General features: G+C 68.9%; 16 protein-coding genes. 13 read left to right on the forward strand and 3 right to left on the reverse strand.

The genetic code is table 11. The features are described from left to right. The first annotated feature begins 24 nt into the window (after window positions 1–24). The 4 genes from ACT53O_RS07500 to ACT53O_RS07515 are packed head-to-tail and all read left to right on the forward strand — an operon-like array spanning window position 25 to window position 5,553. Window positions 25–456, forward strand: coding sequence for a preprotein translocase subunit YajC (locus ACT53O_RS07500; protein WP_036314691.1), 432 nt, complete (start codon window positions 25–27; stop codon window positions 454–456). 35 nt (window positions 457–491) lie between these two features. After that, on the forward strand, window positions 492–2,231 hold the full coding sequence (gene secD / locus ACT53O_RS07505) for a protein translocase subunit SecD (RefSeq protein WP_112931538.1): 1,740 nt from the start codon (window positions 492–494) through the stop codon (window positions 2,229–2,231). Next, the gene (gene secF, locus ACT53O_RS07510) at window positions 2,231–3,220 is read left to right on the forward strand and encodes a protein translocase subunit SecF (protein ID WP_039415986.1); all 990 of its coding nucleotides are present in this window, start codon (window positions 2,231–2,233) and stop codon (window positions 3,218–3,220) included. Before secD ends, secF begins: the two co-directional genes overlap by 1 nt. 59 nt (window positions 3,221–3,279) lie before the next feature. After that, on the forward strand, window positions 3,280–5,553 hold the full coding sequence (locus ACT53O_RS07515; protein ID WP_476151676.1) for a RelA/SpoT family protein: 2,274 nt from the start codon (window positions 3,280–3,282) through the stop codon (window positions 5,551–5,553). Here the strand turns inward: ACT53O_RS07515 and ACT53O_RS07520 are convergent. From ACT53O_RS07520 to ACT53O_RS07530, 3 genes are all read right to left on the reverse strand, one after another. Then, window positions 5,532–6,089, reverse strand: coding sequence for an SAM-dependent methyltransferase (locus tag ACT53O_RS07520; protein ID WP_036315114.1), 558 nt, complete (start codon window positions 6,087–6,089; stop codon window positions 5,532–5,534). The genes ACT53O_RS07515 and ACT53O_RS07520 overlap by 22 nt on opposite strands. Before the next feature lie 93 nt (window positions 6,090–6,182). After that, the gene (locus ACT53O_RS07525) at window positions 6,183–7,637 is read right to left on the reverse strand and encodes a DUF349 domain-containing protein (protein ID WP_476151677.1); all 1,455 of its coding nucleotides are present in this window, start codon (window positions 7,635–7,637) and stop codon (window positions 6,183–6,185) included. Between the two features lie 116 nt (window positions 7,638–7,753). Then, window positions 7,754–8,056 (reverse strand): hypothetical protein, encoded by a 303-nt coding sequence (locus ACT53O_RS07530; protein ID WP_036315111.1) that lies wholly within the window; start codon window positions 8,054–8,056, stop codon window positions 7,754–7,756. Window positions 8,057–8,244: 188 nt separating this feature from the next. On the opposite strand from ACT53O_RS07530, the gene ACT53O_RS07535 reads away from it, so the two are divergent. The 9 genes from ACT53O_RS07535 to ACT53O_RS07575 all read left to right on the forward strand — a co-directional run bounded on the left by ACT53O_RS07535 (window position 8,245) and on the right by ACT53O_RS07575 (window position 18,558). Next, window positions 8,245–9,525, forward strand: coding sequence for a replication-associated recombination protein A (locus ACT53O_RS07535; protein ID WP_112932878.1), 1,281 nt, complete (start codon window positions 8,245–8,247; stop codon window positions 9,523–9,525). A gap of 55 nt (window positions 9,526–9,580) precedes the next feature. Next, window positions 9,581–11,089, forward strand: a complete 1,509-nt coding sequence (locus tag ACT53O_RS07540; protein WP_476151678.1) for a tetratricopeptide repeat protein — start codon at window positions 9,581–9,583, stop codon at window positions 11,087–11,089. Between the two features lie 25 nt (window positions 11,090–11,114). Continuing rightward, window positions 11,115–11,849 carry a DUF1361 domain-containing protein gene (locus ACT53O_RS07545; RefSeq protein ID WP_112931546.1) on the forward strand — a complete coding sequence of 245 codons (735 nt, stop codon included), beginning with the start codon at window positions 11,115–11,117 and terminating at the stop codon, window positions 11,847–11,849. 153 nt (window positions 11,850–12,002) lie between these two features. Further along, the gene (gene rpsD / locus ACT53O_RS07550) at window positions 12,003–12,632 is read left to right on the forward strand and encodes a 30S ribosomal protein S4 (protein ID WP_039415992.1); all 630 of its coding nucleotides are present in this window, start codon (window positions 12,003–12,005) and stop codon (window positions 12,630–12,632) included. A 154-nt stretch (window positions 12,633–12,786) separates the two neighbouring features. Next, entirely contained in the window at window positions 12,787–13,068 is a 282-nt protein-coding gene (locus ACT53O_RS07555; protein WP_039415993.1) for a hypothetical protein, read from the forward strand. A 70-nt stretch (window positions 13,069–13,138) separates the two neighbouring features. Then, a complete protein-coding gene (gene alaS / locus ACT53O_RS07560) occupies window positions 13,139–15,802 on the forward strand; it encodes an alanine--tRNA ligase (protein WP_347417054.1) in 2,664 nt (887 codons plus the stop codon). Beyond that, window positions 15,799–16,272 carry a Holliday junction resolvase RuvX gene (ruvX, locus tag ACT53O_RS07565; protein WP_112931551.1) on the forward strand — a complete coding sequence of 158 codons (474 nt, stop codon included), beginning with the start codon at window positions 15,799–15,801 and terminating at the stop codon, window positions 16,270–16,272. The genes alaS and ruvX overlap by 4 nt, the downstream gene beginning before the upstream one ends. Beyond that, complete coding sequence (mltG, locus tag ACT53O_RS07570; RefSeq protein WP_476151679.1) at window positions 16,272–17,720, forward strand: endolytic transglycosylase MltG; 1,449 nt, start codon at window positions 16,272–16,274, stop codon at window positions 17,718–17,720. Before ruvX ends, mltG begins: the two co-directional genes overlap by 1 nt. Continuing rightward, a complete protein-coding gene (locus tag ACT53O_RS07575; protein WP_476151680.1) occupies window positions 17,701–18,558 on the forward strand; it encodes a shikimate dehydrogenase family protein in 858 nt (285 codons plus the stop codon). Before mltG ends, ACT53O_RS07575 begins: the two co-directional genes overlap by 20 nt.

The raw sequence follows: 18,558 nt of genomic DNA on the forward strand, positions 1-18,558 counted from the left end.
CGCACTCCCGAAAGGTGTATCCGCATGGATTGGATTCTGCTCGTCGCGATGGTGGCGCTGCTCGGCTTCATGTTCTGGAGCTCCCGCAAGCGCGCCGCCAAGATGAAGGCGGAGCAGGAAGCCAAGGCGCGAGCGATGCTCCCCGGCGTCAAGGTCCTGCTGCAGGGCGGCCTGTACGGCGTGCTCGTCTCCTACGACGGTGAGGACCTGTCGAAGGCGGCGACCGTCGAGCTCGCGCCGGGCGTCGCGGTCGAGGTCCACAGCCAGGCCATCCTGCGCGTCGTCGACGAGGAAGACGGCACCGTCACCGAGGACGAGTTCATCGAAGCCGAGGCCGACCAGGCCGAGTACGAGGGCGACGTCGCGAACGGCATCATCTCGTCGGTGAGCGACGACCGCGCCGCCGCGGCCGGCGAGCAGAAGGCCGAGCCCGGCGACGCCAAGCCGCACGCCTGACCTCGCTCCACGTTTTCGAAGAAAGCTGACCCTCCGTGGCCACACCCACCCCGGTGCGCCGTGCCTGGCGCGCACTGACCGGACTCCTCGTCATCACGGCACTGCTGTTCGGAGTGAATGCCCTCGGCGTCTACGTCTTCGGCAAGAGCTCCTGGACGCCTGAGCTCGCGCTCGACCTGCAGGGCGGCACCCAGATCATCCTCGAGGCGAAGACGCCCGACGGCGCCGCACCGACGACCGACCAGATGAACCAGGCCGCGGCCATCATCCGTCAGCGCGTCGATGCGTCGGGTGTCGGCGAAGCCGACATCACGACCCAGGCCGGCAACCAGATCGTGGTTCAGATCCCGGGGCAGGCCGATGAGGAGACGCGCAAGCGCATCGAGTCATCCGCACAGATGCAGCTGCGAGCCGTGCTCGCCACGACAGCGGCGAGCACGTCGTTCGTCGGCCAGGACGGCAACTCCACGCCGTACCCGACGCCCGACCCGTCTCTGGCCGCCACACCCACGGCGTCGCCCACCAACGGCAGCGACCTCAGCTGGATCACCCCCGCGCTGCAAGCGAAGTTCCTCGCCTACGACTGCACCAACAAGGACAACGACCCGGCGAACAGCCCCGCAGATCAGCCGCTGATCGCGTGCGACCCGACGGGCACGGCAAAGTACCTTCTCGGTCCCGTCGAGCTCGACGGCTCGTCCATCAGCGATGCCACGAGCGGCATGAACACTCAGAACGGTCAGTGGGTCGTCAACATCGTGTTCGACGATCAGGGCACAAAGATCTTCGGCGAGGTCAGCCAGCGGCTCTACGCGTTCACCCAGGCGGGCAAGACCCCGCAGAACCAGTTCGCCTTCGTTCTGGACGGAGCGGTCATCTCGGCGCCGTCCATGAACGGTGTGATCCTCGACGGCAAGCCGCAGATCAGCGGCTCCTTCAACCAGGAGAGCGCCAAGACGCTGGCCGACCAGCTCAAGTACGGCGCCCTGCCGCTCAGCTTCGGCATCGTGAGCGACAACGCCATCTCGGCGACGCTGGGCTCACAGCAGCTGCAGATCGGCCTGATCGCCGGCCTGATCGGTCTGGCGCTCGTGGCGCTGTACTCGCTGATCGTGTACCGCGCGCTCGGTTTCGTCATCATCGCCTCTCTCGGCGTGATGGGTGTGCTCACCTACATCACACTGTGCATCCTGGCCTGGCGCATGGGCTTCCGCCTGTCGCTGGCCGGCGTCGCAGGTCTGATCGTCACGATCGGTTTCACCGCCGACTCGTTCATCGTGTACTTCGAGCGCATCCGCGATGAGCTGCGTGACGGCAAGTCGATCACGGGCGCCGTCGAAGACGGCTGGGGCCGAGCGAAGCGCACGATCTACATCTCGAAGTCGATCAACATCCTCGCGGCCGTCGTGCTGTACATCCTGGCGGACGCGACCGTGAAGGGATTCGCCTTCACCCTGGGTCTTACGACCTTGATCGACATCCTGATCTTCATCCTGTTCACCCATCCGGTTCTCCAACTGCTGGCGCGTACCCGCTTCTTCGGCGGAGGACACCCGCTCTCCGGGCTCGATCCCGATGCGCTCGGTGCCGTCTATCGAGGGCGCGCGCAATTCCGCACCCCAGTCCTGGACGGAGCGAAGGGCTCCGCTGCTCGACGTACGGGCCGTTCACGCGGTGAGGCGGAGCGCCGCCAGACGATCGCGGAGCGCAAGCAAGCGGAACTGGCCGCCAAGAACACCGGCAGACCGAACTCGGCGACGGAGGGAGACGACTGATGCGCTCTATGAACGAGTTCGGAAACGACCTCTACACGGGCAAGACCTCCTTCCCCTTCGTCGGACGTCGCCGACTGTGGTTCATCATCGCCGCAGCCCTGGTCATCGCGGCCGCCCTCGTGCCGCTGTTTCGGCCGATCCAGTTCTCGATCGAGTTCACCGGCGGGTCGCAGTTCACCGTGAACCAGGTCGCGAATCCCGATCAGACCGCCGCCACGGCGGCCGTGCAGTCCGTGGTTCCCGGTGCGACGACGAAGGTCACGACCATCGGTTCGGACGCGCTTCGCATCCAGACCGACCAGATGACCAACACGGAGACCCAGGCCGTCACCACCGCCTTGGCGCAGAAGTTCGCCGTGCAGGAGTCCGACGTCAGCTCGTCCTTCATCGGACCGAGCTGGGGTCAGGATGTCACCCGCCAGTCGCTGTGGGGGCTCGCGATCTTCCTCGCGCTCACGTTCGTGATCCTCGCCATCTACTTCCGCACCTGGAAGATGTCGGTCGCGGCGATCATCGGACTGATCGATGTTCTGGTCGTCACGGTCGGCGTCTACGCCCTCTTCGGCTTCGAGATCTCGCCCGCAGCCGTCATCGGCTTCCTCACGATCCTGTCGTACTCGCTGTACGACACGACGGTCGTCTTCGACAAGATCCGCGAGAATACCCGCGAAGACGGCGAGAAGTCGGGGCGCACTTTCGGCGAGTCGGTCAACCTCGCGGTGAACCAGACGCTGATCCGATCGATCAACACGACGGTGGTCGCCGCGCTTCCGACGGGAGCGATCCTGTTCATCGGAGCGCTGTGGCTCGGCGCGCAGACGCTGACCGACATCTCCCTGTCGATCTTCGTCGGAACGATCGTCGCCGCATACTCGACGCTGTTCGTCGCGGCGCCGCTGTACTCGCTGCTGCGTGAGAACGAGTCGGACCTCAAGGCGCGCGATGCGCGCGTTCTCGCTGCACGCGAGCGCGCCCGCGTCGACGCATGAGCAGGGCACGGTCCGGCCGGGCGTAGGATTGACGGATCATTCAAGGCGGAGGTGAGCGGATGGCCGAGACGGTTCCCACGTCTGCCGGAAACGTCGCGCCCCCGCCCAGTTCCACTCTGCGCCGCCTGGTGCCTCGCATCTTCTCGCGTGCGCCGTCACGCAACGGCGTCGAACAGCTGATCCGCACGGTCCGCACGCACCACCCGAAGGGTGACGTCGCGATCATCGAGCGCGCCTATCAGGTGGCGGCTCGGGCGCATGCCAGCCAGAAGCGGCAGAGCGGCGAGCCCTACATCACCCACCCGCTGGCCGTCGCGCAGATCCTCGCCGATCTCGGCCTCGGTCCGCGCGCCATCGCCGCCGCCCTCCTGCATGACACCGTCGAAGACACCGACTACCGTCTCGACGAGCTGACGGCGGATTTCGGCGACGAGGTCGCCATGCTCGTCGACGGCGTCACCAAGCTCGACAAGGTCAAGTACGGAGACGCCGCGCAGGCGGAGACCGTCCGCAAGATGATCGTCGCGATGTCCAAGGACATCCGGGTGCTGATCATCAAGCTGGCCGACCGGCTGCACAATGCACGCACCTGGGGCTTCGTGCCGCCGGAGAAGGCGACGAAGAAGGCGACCGAGACGCTCGAGATCTACGCGCCGCTGGCTCACCGGCTCGGCATCCAGGCGGTCAAGAGCGAGCTAGAGGATCTGTCCTTCGCCGTCCTGCACCCGAAGCTGTACGCCGAGATCGACAGCCTCGTGAAGCAGCGCACGCCTCAGCGCGAAGAGTACGTCCACAAGGTGATCGAGGCCGTCGAGGCCGACCTGCGTGACCTCCGCATCCGGGGGCGCGTCATGGGCCGGCCCAAGCAGCTGTACTCGGTCTACCAGAAGATGGTCGTGCGCGGCCGCGAGTTCGACGACATCTACGACCTCATCGGCATCCGCGTGCTCGTCGGGACCGTGCGCGACTGCTATGCCGTGCTGGGCTCGATCCATGCGCGGTGGACGCCGATTCCGGGTCGCTTCAAGGATTACATCGCCACCCCGAAGTTCAACCTCTACCAATCGCTGCACACGACCGTGATCGGCCCCGGCGGACGCACTGTCGAGATCCAGATCCGCACCAACGAGATGCACCAGCAGGCGGAGTACGGCGTCGCCGCGCACTGGAAGTACAAGGAGCGGATGGCGGGCGGGAAGTCCGACACGAAGGCCGTCGACACCGACATGGCCTGGATCGCGCACATCTCCGACTGGCAGGCGGAGACGGCCGATCCGGGGGAGTTCCTCGACTCGCTGCGCTTCGAGATCGGCGCGAAGGAGGTCTACGTCTTCACCCCGAAGGGGAGGGTCATCGGTCTTCCCGCGGGGGGCACACCGGTGGACTTCGCGTATGCGGTGCACACCGAAGTCGGTCACCGCACGATGGGCGCGAAGGTCAACGGTCGACTCGTGCCGCTGGAGTCGGAGCTGCATTCCGGCGATGTCGTCGAGGTCTTCACGTCGAAGAACCCGGATGCCGGGCCGAGCCAGGACTGGCTGAGCTTCGTCAAGAGCACGCGGGCGCGCAACAAGATCCGCGGATGGTTCACGAAGGAGCGCCGCGAAGAAGCGGTGGAGCAGGGTAAGGACGCCATCGCGCGGGCCATGCGCCGGCAGAACCTGCCGCTGCAGCGACTGATGAACCAGGACTCGTTCACCGAGGTCGCCCATCAGCTGCGCTACGAGGACGTCACGGCTCTGTACGCCGCCGTCGGCGAGGGGCACGTATCGACGCAGTCGGTGATCGAGAAGGTCACAGCGCTGGTCAGCTCTGAGGAGGACACCTCCACGGGCCCGATCGAGATCCCGCACATCGGACGCTCGAAGGCGCCCCGCGGCGGCGACTCTGGTGTCCTGGTGCGCGGCGCCCCCGACATCCTGGTCAAGCTCGCCAAGTGCTGCACGCCGGTGCCGGGCGACGACATCGTCGGGTTCGTCACGCGGGGCAGCGGCGTGTCGGTGCACCGCGCGGACTGTACGAACGTCCGGTCGCTGCAGGATGATCCGGACCGCATGATCGACGTGGCCTGGGCGCCGACGACCAAGAGCGTGTTCCTGGTTCACATCCAGGTCGAGGCACTCGATCGCTCCGGGCTGCTGAGCGACATCACGCGAGTGCTGAGCGAGCACCACGTCAACATCCTCTCGGCGTCGGTGCAGACCACCAACGACCGCCTCGCGCTCAGCCGCTACGTGTTCGAGATGGGCGACATCGTGCATCTCGACCGGGTACTCAACGCCGTCCGCCGCATCGACGCCGTGTACGACGTCTACCGGGTGACCTCTTCCTGAGCGCACGTGCGCAGCACGGCGATGGCCGCGCGCTTGTGGTGCAGCGGTGGGCCGTCGGCCAGGACCTGCGCGGCCGTCGAGGCAAGACCCGGAGACCAGCGGAGAACAGCGGCGATCTCCGCCGCCGTGTCGACGCCGCCGCACTGATCCCGCACGAGATCAGCGAGCGTCCGGGCCGGTGTGGTCACGGCGACACCCGAGATCGCCATCACGTCCTCGCCGCGCAGCGCGACGTCGCGATAGACCAGTCGGTTGTCGACCACGGAATGGATCCGCCGCGCTGAGAACCGCTGGACGTCATGGCGCACCGGCGGCTCCGCCAGCGCACCGTGCACCCAGGCCGCCGATCGTCGCGTCAGCGCGAGCGCTGCCGACATCAGCGGACGCAGCGATCCCGCGCGCAGTTCCCGTGTCTCCACGGCATCCGTCGGCATGTAGGCCTCGCCGACCTCGACGAGGTCGCCGTCCAATCGAGCCGCGCTCAGCTCAGCCGTCGACAGCCGATCTCCGGCGAAGTAGAGGAAGGGCCAGCCCATGAGGGCAGTCTCCCCGTCGCGCGCGGTGCGCGGACGGGGAGACGGCGATCTGTGGACAGATTCGGACGGGGCCCGGCCGGGGAGGACGTGTCCTCAGCCGCCGAGGGCCTTCAGCCAGCCCTTGCGTGCCTCGAGCGCCTCGGTGGCCTTCGCGATGGCTCCCGCATTCTTCGACGCCTTGGCCTTCTCCAGGTCGGCTTCCAGGCCGGCGATGGCATCACGCAGCTGCTGCGTCATGTCGTTCTGACGGGCCTTGGTCTCGGGGTTGTTGCTCTTCCAGTCGGCATCCTCACGCGCCTTGACGCCCTGCTCGATCTTGCGCAGCTCGTCGTCGAGCCCACGCTCGGCTTCGCGCGGGAAGATACGACCGATCTCGTCCCAGCGACGCTGAATGCCGGTCAGCAGCGTCCGGGCCTTCACCAGGTCCTTCTCCTGCGGCACGGCTGCAGCCTCAGCGAGCAGCGCGCGCTTTGCCTCGATCTTCTCTCGCGACGCCTCGGCATCCGCCTGCTCACGGTCGCTACGTGCGGCGTACAGCGCATCGCCGGCCGCCTTGAAGCGTGCCCACAGCGCGTCGTCGGCCTTCTTACCGGCGCGACCCGCGCTCTTCCACTCGTCCAGCAGCGTGCGGTAGGCGCCGATGCCGTCCTCGCCCTTGCTGGCGAGCGCCTCGGCGCGCTCGACGAGGCGTGCCTTCGCGTCGCGAGCGGCGCGGTGCTGTTCGTCCATGCCCGAGTAGAACTCGCGGCGGTGCTTGTCGAGTGTGGCGCGCGCATCGCGGAAACGCTTCCACAGCTGCTGACCCGTGCTCTTAGGCAGACGCGGCCCGGTGGCCTGGTGGGCCTGCCACTGTGCGAACAGCTCGCCGATCTCGGCGGTCGTCTGCTTCCACTGGATCGACTTGGGGTCGCGGGCGGCCAGGGCTTCGATCCGCTCGACGAGCGCCGTCCGCTCTGCGATGGCGGCGTCGATCGCCTCGCGCTGGGCCTGGGCTTCTTCCGCCGACGCCTCGCTGAGGGCGGCATCCAGCGCGCTCAGCCGCGCCTCCAGTGCGGCGAGGTCGCCCACGGCGGCGGCACCGACGACGCGCTCACGCACGGTCGCCAGCGTCGTGCGCAGGTCCGATGCCGATGCCCCACCGTTGCGGTGACGAACCTCGAGCAAAGTGACCTCACCGGCGAGATCGACGTACTTGCGCTCGAAATACGCGAGAGCCTCGGCGGGCGTGCCATCGGGGTACTGACCCACGACACGCCAGTCGTCGCCCTCGCGGACCGAGACGGTACCGTCGTCGTCCACGCGACCGAACGAATCGGGCGGAGACGCCGGAAGCGGGGCGACCGCGGCGCGTCGCGCGGGCGGGCGGGGAACCGGCATCGCCCGAGGCGCCGGAGTCGGAGCCGGCGCGGCCGGAGCCGGCGCGGCGTCCGCAGCCGTCGCCTCGTCGACGAGGGGCGCGGCCTCTTCGGCGGCAACGGTGGCGGTGTCCTCGACAGGGACCTGTTCGGCAGGCTCGTGGTCGGGCTGGGAAGGGGAGACGTCAGTCACGGATAGCACCTCGTCGCGGCGCACGCCGCATGGGGGTTCGGTCGGCATAAGCCTATACGGGCACGCCCGTCATCCGCGGAGCGCCCACCCCGGACGCTCGCCGAGGGCCAGGACGGTCAGGGAGCGGTCGTCGGCGTCGGGGTCGGGGCGGGGATCTCGGATGAGCCGGGCAGCTCGACCGGAGTCGGAGCGGGTGTGCCGGCGTCTGTCGGTGCGGGTGTGGGAGCGCCCGGACCCGCCGTGTAGTACGCGACCTGCCCGCCGACCACCGCGAGGATGAGGAGTCCTCCGGCGACGCCGGCGATGACGTTGTCGCGGCGCCGGCGCGCGATGAGGCTCGCGTGGAACTCCTGGCGTGCCCGATAGACGCGTGCGCGTTCTTTCTCGTCGCGCGATTGCTTCTTGCCCGCCGCAGCCACCCGGACCTCCTTCGTCGTCGCGCACCACGACCGCGGTCATCCGGGCCGCGCGGCGCTCTGGGAAGACTACGTCCCGGCGAGCGCTGTCGACAAACGCGGTCGACCCCGACGTCGGCGGGCACGGATAGCCTGGTTCGGTGGCATCGGCATCCGCTCTCTTCCAGGGTCAGACCCCGCTGGCCGTGCGGATGCGACCGACCTCGCTGGAGGAGGTGGCCGGTCAGGGGCATCTGCTGCGACCCGGATCTCCCTTGGTCGCCCTCGCCGACCCTGCGGGCGCCGCGAAGACGGCCGTCTCGGTGATCCTGTGGGGGCCGCCCGGCACCGGCAAGACGACGCTCGCGCAGGCGATCGCGCGCACGTCCGGACGTCGGTTCGTGGAGCTCTCGGCGGTCACCGCCGGGGTGAAGGACGTGCGCGAGGTGATGCAGGAGGCGATGACCCAGCGCGACCTGTACGGCATCTCGACGATCCTCTTCCTCGACGAGATTCACCGCTTCACCAAGGCGCAGCAGGACGCGCTGCTGCCGGGTGTGGAGAACGGCTGGGTGATCCTGATCGCGGCGACCACCGAGAATCCGTCCTTCTCGGTCATCTCTCCCTTGCTCTCGCGCTCGCTGCTGCTGACGCTCAAGCCGCTCACCGACGACGACCTCGGCCTGCTGCTCGATCGCGCGGTGTCCGACGCGCGCGGCTTGGACGGCGCCGTGGTGCTGGATGCCGAGGCGCGCACGGCGCTCGTTCAGCTGGCCTCCGGCGACGCACGCCGCGCGCTCACCTCGCTCGAAGCGGCGGCAGCGATGGTCGCCGACGCCGATCCAGACGGCGACGAACGCCCGGCCGTGACAGCGGCCCACGTGGCCCAGGCCGTCGATCGTGCACTGCTGCGCTACGACCGCCAAGGGGACGAACACTACGACGTCATCAGCGCGTTCATCAAGTCGATCCGCGGCTCCGACGTCGATGCTGCCATGCACTATCTGGCGCGGATGATCGAGGCGGGGGAGGATCCGCGCTTCATCGCCCGGCGTCTGGTGATCTCGGCATCCGAAGACGTCGGCCTCGCCGATCCGCAGGCGCTCGTCATCGCGGTCGCCGCCGCCGATGCGGTCGCCTTCATCGGCATGCCGGAGGGCCGGATCCCGCTGGCGGAGGCGACCGCCTACCTCGCGACGACCGCCAAGTCGAACGCGGCCTACCTCGCGATCGACAAGGCGATCGCCGACGTACGCGCCGGCGGCTTCGGACGTGTGCCCACTCACCTCCGCGACGCGCACTACCCGGGCGCGAAGCGGCTCGGTCACGGCAAGGGCTACGTCTACCCCCACGATCTCGAGGTGGGCGTCGCCACGCAGCAGTACCTGCCGGACGAGCTGCGGGGCCGCCACTACTACGAGCCGACCGGACGCGGACTCGAACGCGACATCGCGGCGCGCGTCGAAAAGATCCGCAAGATCCTGGGCGACTGAGCGCGTCCGAGGGCGCCGATGAGGGCGCGCCGCCGGCCGGTGCGAGGATCGACGTATGGACGCCGAGAGCGCGCAGCCCTGGGAGCTGCTCACCGAGACCGAGGCCTACGACGGTTACACGCGTGTACGCAGGGACACCTACCGTCTCCCGGACGGCTCGGTCTCCGAATGGGACGTGCTCGAGCAGGGCGACACCGTCGCGGTCGTGGCTCTCACCGACGCGGGTGATGTGCTCCTGTTCGAGCAGTACCGCGTCGGTCCGCGCGCGCTGGTGCGTGAGCTCCCCGGCGGCCTGATCGACGCGGGGGAGGACGCCCTGACGGCGGCGGCGCGCGAGCTGCTCGAGGAGACGGGTCATCGCGCCGCGGCGCTGTTCCACGCCGGGAGCGAGTGGTCGGGTGCCAACTCCACCCGACGCAAGAACGTCGTCGTTGCCGCAGGATGCCGTCGCGTGGCCGACCCGCGATGGGAAGAAGGCGAGACAGGCGTCGTCCGCACGATCGGAATCGGAGAGCTGATCCCGCACCTGCTGGCGGGCGACGTGAGCGACGCGGGTGAAGCCTCGCGCGGGCTGCTCGTGTTCGCGAGGTCGTCCCTCACCGACCCGGTGCTGCGACGTGCGCAGCAATGGATACGCGCGGCCCTGGGCAGCATGCTGCGACCGGAACCGGTGGCAGCGCCCGTCGACGAGTTCACACTGTTCTGGGATCGCCTCGATGCGGACGACCCCGCGGCGGCGCGCGCAGAGCTGGGTCGACTGCTCGACGCGCGCGGACTGGACGACGCCCGCGCCGCATTCGAGCGGGCGTCACTGCACGACGCACTCGGGGAGGAAGATGCGGCGATCCCGCTGTATCGGCAGGCCCTGGAGCGGGGGCTGGGCGCGCCCCAGCGCACCGAGGCGATCATCCAGCTGGCGAGCTCGCTGCGCAACGTCGGCGACACCTCTTCCGCAATGGCGCTGCTGCGCACCATCGGCGACGACGACCCGCTGGTCAGCTCTGCGCGCGCCTTCCTCGCCCTCGCATTGCATGACGACGAGAAGCCGACCGCAGCGGTGCGCACGGCTCTGCAGACGCTCGCGCCGACGCTGCCGCAGTATCGCCGAGCCGTCGACGCGTACGCCGGCGAGCTGGCGAGCCTCGCCCGCATCCGCGCGATCGCCGTCGGCCTGCTGGTCACGGACGGGCACGTGCTGCTCGAGTCCTACCCGCAGACCGACGAGCACGGAGAGTTCCTCCGCGCCCCCGGTGGGGGCATCGAGTTCGGCGAGACAGCGGAGCGCGCCGTCGTCCGGGAGTTCGCCGAGGAGCTGGCGGCCGAGCTCGACGATGTCGTGCTCGAAGCGGTGACCGAGAACATCTTCGACGGCGCCAGCGGTCGAGGTCACGAGATCGTCTACGTCTTCCGCGTGCAGTCGCCGCAGTTGGCCGCGCTGCCCCGGGACCAACGGCTGGCGGTGCGCGACAGCGACACGACGGTCGGCTGGTACGAGATCGCGGCACTGTCGGCGGCTGACGCACCCGCCGTGTATCCGGCGGGCGTGCTCGACCTGCTGCGCTGAGAGTCGAGTGTGAGAGGCTGACACGATGCCAGCTCTGCTCATCGGCGTCATCGCCGTCACGCTGCTCAACCTGTACGCGGGCGTCCTGATCGTGCTGCGTGCGCGGGTCTACGGCGTGAAGCTGTACCGGCCGATGCTGCTGAACATCGGGCTCTCCTTCCTTCCGGTTCTGCTCGCCGTGGTCCTCGGCGCGGGACTTCTGCTGCTGACCCCGGTGATCGGCCTGGCGACCGAGGAGATCGCCGGCGCGGGAGCGGTCGCCGTATGGGCCTACCTGATCGTCGCCACGATGCTGTGGCTCGTGTTCTTCCCCAACTCGGTGTACCTGATCACCGAACTCAACTTCAGCCATCGGGCAGAAACCACGCCGGTACCGCTGTGGTACGACATCGTCCAGACGCTGGCGCTCACTCTCTCCGGCATCGCGAACGCCGTCCTCAGTCTGGCGGTCGTGCAGACCATGGGCCTCGCTCTCATCGATCGCCCCGATGGACGCATCCCCGCCGTCAGTTGGGTCTTCGCGGCGAGCGTGATCGTGCTCGGCGCGGTCGGCGTGTACCTCGGGCGCTACCTGCGATTCAACAGCTGGGACATCCGTCATCCGGGCTCGATGATCCGAAAGCTGGGCACCCACCTGCGTCAGCGCGGAAAGGCCCTGGAAGCGTTCGGTTTCGTCCTCACTCACTCACTGCTGATCGGCATCCTCTACGTCCCGCTGTTCGCGCTCGGCTGGTCCGCGTTGCGTGCGGGGGCCCTCTGATACAGTGGAGTGGCTCGAAACCGGTTTTCGGGCATCCCCTCTCTTCTTCACCGACCTTCCGGCATGCCCCGGCGTGCAGTCCGGACAGGGCGAGGAGAGGCGATACGCCCGCGAGGCGCGACAGTCGCGTCCGCGTAACGAAAGGAACACTTCGTGGCTACGAAGTCCCAGGACCGCCGCAAGGTGCGTCTGTCGCGCGCCCTCGGCGTCGCGCTGACCCCGAAGGCAGCCAAGTACCTCGAGAAGCGCCCGTACGCCCCCGGCGAGCACGGTCGCACCAAGCGCAAGCAGGACAGCGACTTCGCCGTCCGTCTGCGCGAGAAGCAGCGTCTGCGCGAGCAGTACGGCATCCGCGAGAAGCAGATGCGCAACACCTTCAACGAGGCCCGTCGCCAGGACGGCCTGACCGGTGAGAACCTCGTCGAGCTGCTCGAGATGCGCCTCGACGCCCTCGTGCTGCGTGCCGGCTTCGCCCGCACCACGGCGCAGGCGCGCCAGCTCGTCGTGCACCGCCACATCCTCGTGGACGGCCAGCTCGTCGACCGCCCGTCGTTCCGCGTCAAGCCCGGTCAGCTCATCCACGTCAAGCCCAAGAGCGAGTCGCTGGAGCCCTTCCAGGTCGCCGCTCTCGGTGGCCACGCCGAGGTTCTGCCCCCGGTTCCGGGCTACCTCGAGGTCGAGCTCGACAAGCTGCAGGCCAAGCTCGTGCGTCGTCCGAAGCGTGCGGAGGTCCCCGTCACGGGTGACGTCCAGCTCGTCGTCGAGTACTACGCCGCGCGCTGACGTGCGCTGACACGTTTCGACTCGCTGCGCCTGCTCAACGACCGGGTGTGGTGGATCGACCGTGTGTCGTCCGAAGGGCGTCGGGGTTCTCCCCGGCGCCCTTCGGCGTTCCCGCAGACCCATCGAGACGGGCCGTGCACCTAACATGGAACGCATGAAGAAGGTGCTGTGGTTCGTCGTGGGTCTCGCGGGAGGCTTCGTCGCCGCCCACTTCGTGAACAAGGACCCGCGCGGCCACGAGGTTCTCGCCGAGGTCGATGCGCGCATCACCGAGTTCACCGAGCGCATCGGCGAGGCGTACCGCGCCCAGGAGGCGAAGATCGACGGCATCGCCGAGAACGTCAAGGATGCCGCCGCCCACGCCGTCGACGCGGCCACGGACACGGTCTCCCGCGCCGCGGATGCCGTGTCCGACGCCGCCACGAACGCCGACTGACCACACACCCGCACCGTCCCGTACGGGACCGTCCGTCCCGCACGCCCGTGCTCTGCCGAGGAACCCACAGATGAAGACCGCCGAGATCGCCCAGCGCTACCTGGACTACTTCGAGAAGAACGGGCACACGATCGTGCCCTCGGCATCCCTGGTCACCGACGACCCGGCACTGCTGTTCACCGTCGCCGGAATGGTGCCGTTCATCCCCTACCTGTCCGGTGACGTGCCGGCCCCCTACGCTCGCGCGGCCGACAATCAGAAGTGCATCCGCACCAACGACATCGAAGAGGTCGGCAAGACCCCGCGGCACGGCACCTTCTTCCAGATGCTCGGCAACTGGTCGTTCGGCGACTACTTCAAGGAAGGCGCCATCCGCTACGCCTGGGAGCTGCTGACCACATCCGAGGACGACGGTGGACTGGGCTTCGACCCGAAGGACCTGTGGGTCACGGTCTACGAGGAGGACGACGAAGCGCACGATCTGTGGTTGCGTCTCACCGATCTTCCCGAGGAGCGCATCCAGCGTCTGGGTAAGGACACGAACTACTGGTCCACGGGACTGCCCGGCCCGGCCGGCCCGTGCTCGGAGATCTTCTTCGACCGCGGTCCCGCGTACGGCATCGACGGGGGACCGGCGACCGACGACGACCGCTACGTCGAGATCTGGAACCTCGTGTTCATGCAGTACGAGATCACGGACGTGCGCAGCAAGTACGACTTCACGATCGTCGGCGAACTGCCGAACAAGAACATCGACACCGGCATGGGCCTGGAGCGCATCGCGTTCCTCAAGCAGGGCGTCGACAACATGTACGAGACCGACCAGGTGCGCCCCGTGCTCGACGCCGCCGTGGCGCTGTCGGGAAAGTCGTACGGCGCCGACCACGACGACGACGTGCGCTTCCGCGTCGTCGCCGACCACGTGCGTTCCTCGCTCATGCTGCTGAGCGACGGCGTGACGCCGGCGAACGAGGGCCGCGGCTACATCCTCCGCCGCCTCATGCGCCGCGTGATTCGCTCCATGCGTCTTCTGGGCGTGGACGGACCGACCTTCGCGACCTTGTTCGCGGCGTCACGCGACGCGATGAAGGACGCCTACCCGATCGTCGGCGCCGACTACGACCGTCTCGTGACCTACGCCCTCGCGGAAGAGGCCACGTTCCTGCGCACTCTCGCCGCCGGCTCGGAGAACCTCGACGCCTCGATCGCGGCGGCCAAGGACGCAGGCGGCACCACGATCGGCGGCGCAGAGGCGTTCCTGCTCCATGACACCTACGGCTTCCCCATCGACCTCACGATGGAGATCGTCGAGGAGGCGGGGCTCACCGTCGACCGCGATGCGTTCGACACCCTGATGCATGAGCAACGCGCTCGTGCGAAGGCCGACGCGCGCTCGCGCAAGCGCCAACTGGCCGATACCAGCGTCTACCGCGACTTCCGCGCGAAGGGCGAGACCGTCTTCACCGGCTACACCGATTGGGAGACCGAGTCGACCGTCCTCGGACTCCTCGTCGACGGTGCCCCCGCACAGCGGGCGGTGCAGGGGCAGATCGCGGAGGTGATCCTCGCCGAGACCTCGCTGTACGCCGAGAGCGGCGGACAGGTCGCCGACAAGGGTGTGATCGTGGGTCCCGGCTACGAACTCGAGGTCCTGGACGTGCAGCGCCCGGTGCCGGGGCTGGTCAGTCACACGGTCGAGGTGACCTCGGGCGAGGTCGGCGTGGGCCAGCCCGCGACGAGCGTCGTGGATGCCGTCAACCGCCGCGCGGCACAGCAGGCGCACTCGGCGACCCACCTCGTGCACGCGGCCCTGCGCGACACGCTCGGAAAGTCGGCCACGCAGGCCGGATCGCTCAACCGCGCCGGCTACATGCGGTTCGACTTCTCCTGGGGTCAGACACTGTCGGAGGCGACCAAGACGGAGATCGAGGAGATCGCGAACAACGCCGTGCGCGACAATCTGCAGGTGAGCACGCGCGTCCTCCCTCTCGACGAGGCCAAGGCCGCCGGCGCGATGGCGCTGTTCGGCGAGAAGTACGGCGACACGGTGCGCATGGTCGACATCGGCGGCCCCTGGTCGCGCGAGCTGTGCGGCGGCACACATGTGAGCTCCAGTGCGGAGATCGGCCTCATCAACCTCGTCGGGGAGTCGTCCGTGGGCGCGTCCACGCGACGCGTGGAAGCTCTCGTCGGTCTGGACGCCTTCCGGGAGCTCGCTGCCGAGCGTGCCATCGTCTCGCAGTTGTCGACCTCGCTGAAGACACCCAAAGACCAGCTCGCGAGCCGCGTCGCCGATCTCGCCGCGAGCCTGAAGGCCGCTGAGAAGCGCATCGCCCAGTTCGAGGCCAAAGCTCTGGAGAGCCGGCTGCCGGAACTGGCCGGGTCGGCGCAGGCGACCGGCGCGTTCCGCCTCGTCGCCCAGTCGCTGGGTGTCGCGGCGTCGGCGGACGATGTGCGCACGTTGGCCCTGCAGGTGCGCGAGCGCGTGGGCGCCGGTGCCGTCATCGCGCTCGGCGCCGTCGTCGGCGGCCGGCCCATCGTCATCGTCGCCACCGACGACGCAGCCCGCGCGGCGGGTGCCAAGGCAGGCGTGCTCGCCAAGAGCGCCGCCGCAGCGCTCGGCGGCGGCGGCGGCGGGCGTGACGATGTCGCGCAGGGCGGCGGCACCGACGCGGATGCCCTCCCGCGGGCGCTCGCAGCAGTGACGCGTGCGCTGGAGACCCCCGGAGCGTGAGCGGCTTCCGGCCGGGAGTTCGCCTCGGGATCGACGTCGGCAAGGCGCGCATCGGGGTGGCACGGTGCGATCGCGACGGCCTGCTTGCCGTCCCCGTGGAGACGGTGCCCCGAACGGATGCCGCAGCGGCGCACATCGCGCGCCTCGCCGACGAGTACTCCGCCATGGAGCTGCTCGTCGGCCTGCCGATCAGCCTGTCGGGCGGCGAGACCGCCTCCACCGATGATGCACGTGCGTTCGCGAGCGAGGTGCGCGCGGCATCCGGGGTGGAGGTGCGCCTCGTCGATGAACGCCTCAGCACGGTGAGCGCGCACGCGGCGCTGCGTGATGCCGGACGCTCCCAGCGTTCGTCTCGTAGGATTGTCGACCAAGTCGCCGCCGTCGTCCTGCTGCAGCAGGCGATCGACGTCGAGAAGAGCACCGGCGCCCCCGCCGGTGTCGCCGTGCCCGACCCGCAGGAGCCCGCCTGATGCCTGACACCCCGCCGAACGACGACGAGTTCGCGGACCTGTTCAGCAAGCTGCCGACCCCGCGCGAGCAGGCGCCGGCATCGGGCGAAGGGGCCCCCGTCCCGCCGTCGCGCCGCGCCGCGAGGGAGGCTGCGGCTGCAGCGAACGCCGCCCCCGAGACGACCCCGTCGGACACGAGCACACCGACCGCGGCGCCGGCCTCCGCGCGCGCGGGCGACGAAGCTGCCGAACCGCGCCCTGCGGCCGCGGCACCGGAGTCACCGGTCGCCCACGCTGCACCCGCGCATCAGCAGCTCGATGCGCTCTTCAGCGCAGAAGCGCACTCCGACCGCGGGCACGGCAACCGGCACGATCGCGATCGCCGGAAGAGTCGCATCGCGGGCTGGGTGATCTTCGGCGTGATCCTGGCGATCCTGGGTGGCTTCGTGGGTGGCGGCTTCTATGTCTGGAACACCTACGAAGACAAGATTCGAGCCTTCATGGGCTGGGAAGAGCCCAAGGACTACGAGGACGGCATCGCCGAGGGTGACGCCACCGTGACGATCGTCACCGGAGACACCGGATCGACGATCTCGACCTCACTCTTCCAGGCCGGAGTCACAAAGACCGACACCGCCTTCTACGACTATCTGATCAAGACCGGACAGAACCCGGACTTCCAACCGGGCGTGTATGCGCTGAAGCAGAAGATGTCGTCCGAAGCGGCTCTCAAGGCTCTCGAAGACCCCACCAGTCGACGCGAGAACACGGCGCAGCTGCCCGAGGGTCTGACGATGAATTCGACCCTGACGCGACTCGCCGACGGCACCGGCATCCCGCTCGCCGACCTGCAGGCGGCCGTCGCCGATCCCTCGCAGTACGGTGTCAGCGCCACCACGCTCGAGGGCTGGCTGTTCCCGGCGACGTACACGTTCGATCCGGGAACGACGGCGCAGCAGGTGATCAAGACCCTGGTCGATCGCACGGTGACCTCTCTCGACAAGGCCGGCGTGCCGAGCGACCAGCGCGAGCGCATCCTGACCGTCGCGTCGATCATCCAGCGCGAGGCACGGTTCACGGCCGACTTCTACAAGGTGTCCCGTGTGATCGAGAATCGCCTCGACCCCAACAACGAGGAGACCCACGGTCTGCTGCAGATGGACTCGACGGCGCAGTACGGCTACAACGAGATCAACAAGGGCACGGCCAGCTCCTCGGCGGAGGCCCTCGCCAACGACAACCCGTGGAACACATACCTGCACCCGGGTCTGCCGATCGGGCCCATCGCCAACCCCGGCGACCTGGCCATCGATGCGGCGATGCACCCGGCCGACGGTCCGTGGCTGTACTTCGTGACGGTCAACCTGGACACCGGGGAGACGATCTTCAGCACCACGTATGCCGAGCACGAGAAGGCCGTCGCGCAGTGGCAGCAGTGGTGTGCCGCCAATGACAGTGCCGACTGCTGAGGTCCCGGTCGGGTCGCTGCTGGAGGTGTGGGGCGACCCGATCGCTCACAGCCTCTCGCCGCAGATCCACGCCGCTGCATACGCCGCGCTGGGCTGGGACTGGACCTACGGACGGCGGCGCGTCGCCGCGGCCGACTTCGCGGGGGAGGTGGGCCGGCTCGCCCCGGCATTTCGAGGGCTCTCGCTCACCTTTCCGCTGAAAGCCGAGGCCTTCGCGGCCGCCGCGGCCCGTGATCGCACGGCCGAGCTCACCGGCGCCGTCAATACGCTCGTCCGCGTGGGCGGGCAGTGGCGCGGCTTCAACACGGATGTCGGCGGAATCGTCGGCGACGTGCGAGCCCACGGACTCGACACGATCGAGACCGCACGCATCATCGGCGCGGGGGCGACCGCGACGTCTGCGCTCGTCGCTCTCGCGCAGCTCGGCGCCCACACGGTCGATGTGGTCGCGCGACGGCCCGACGCCGCGCACGCCCTCGCCCAGCTGGGGGAGCGCCTGTCGGTGGCCGTCTCGATCGCGCCGCTCGAAACGGTCCGGCCGGCGCCCGTGGCGCTCACGGTCTCCACCCTGCCCGGCGGGGCCGACCTGCCGGAGGACACCGCACGACGTGTCGCCTCCGGCGGAGGGCTGCTCTACGACGTCGTCTACGGCCACTGGCCGACCCCGCTGGCCACGGCCTGGCAGACGACCGGCGCACCCGCCGTCAACGGACTCGGCATGCTGGTGCGACAGGCCGTCCTGCAGATCCGCGCGTTCCGGACGGGCGACGTCGAGCAGCCGCTGCCCGGCGAGGATGCCGTCGTGGACATCATGGCCCGCGCGCTCGTGGGAGACTAG

The sequence above is a fragment of the Microbacterium sp. DMC48 genome, assembly GCF_056313825.1.

Excerpts from the sequence above, each read along its gene's own strand:
- ACT53O_RS07500 (WP_036314691.1), top strand. The coding sequence starts at position 25 with ATGGATTGGATTCTGCTCGTCGCGATGGTGGCGCTGCTCGGCTTCATG.
- secF (WP_039415986.1), top strand. The coding sequence starts at position 2,231 with ATGCGCTCTATGAACGAGTTCGGAAACGACCTCTACACGGGCAAGACC.
- ACT53O_RS07515 (WP_476151676.1), top strand. The coding sequence starts at position 3,280 with ATGGCCGAGACGGTTCCCACGTCTGCCGGAAACGTCGCGCCCCCGCCC.
- ACT53O_RS07520 (WP_036315114.1), bottom strand. The coding sequence starts at position 6,089 with ATGGGCTGGCCCTTCCTCTACTTCGCCGGAGATCGGCTGTCGACGGCT.
- ACT53O_RS07535 (WP_112932878.1), top strand. The coding sequence starts at position 8,245 with ATGCGACCGACCTCGCTGGAGGAGGTGGCCGGTCAGGGGCATCTGCTG.
- ACT53O_RS07540 (WP_476151678.1), top strand. The coding sequence starts at position 9,581 with ATGGACGCCGAGAGCGCGCAGCCCTGGGAGCTGCTCACCGAGACCGAG.
- ACT53O_RS07545 (WP_112931546.1), top strand. The coding sequence starts at position 11,115 with ATGCCAGCTCTGCTCATCGGCGTCATCGCCGTCACGCTGCTCAACCTG.
- ACT53O_RS07555 (WP_039415993.1), top strand. The coding sequence starts at position 12,787 with ATGAAGAAGGTGCTGTGGTTCGTCGTGGGTCTCGCGGGAGGCTTCGTC.
- alaS (WP_347417054.1), top strand. The coding sequence starts at position 13,139 with ATGAAGACCGCCGAGATCGCCCAGCGCTACCTGGACTACTTCGAGAAG.
- mltG (WP_476151679.1), top strand. The coding sequence starts at position 16,272 with ATGCCTGACACCCCGCCGAACGACGACGAGTTCGCGGACCTGTTCAGC.
- ACT53O_RS07575 (WP_476151680.1), top strand. The coding sequence starts at position 17,701 with ATGACAGTGCCGACTGCTGAGGTCCCGGTCGGGTCGCTGCTGGAGGTG.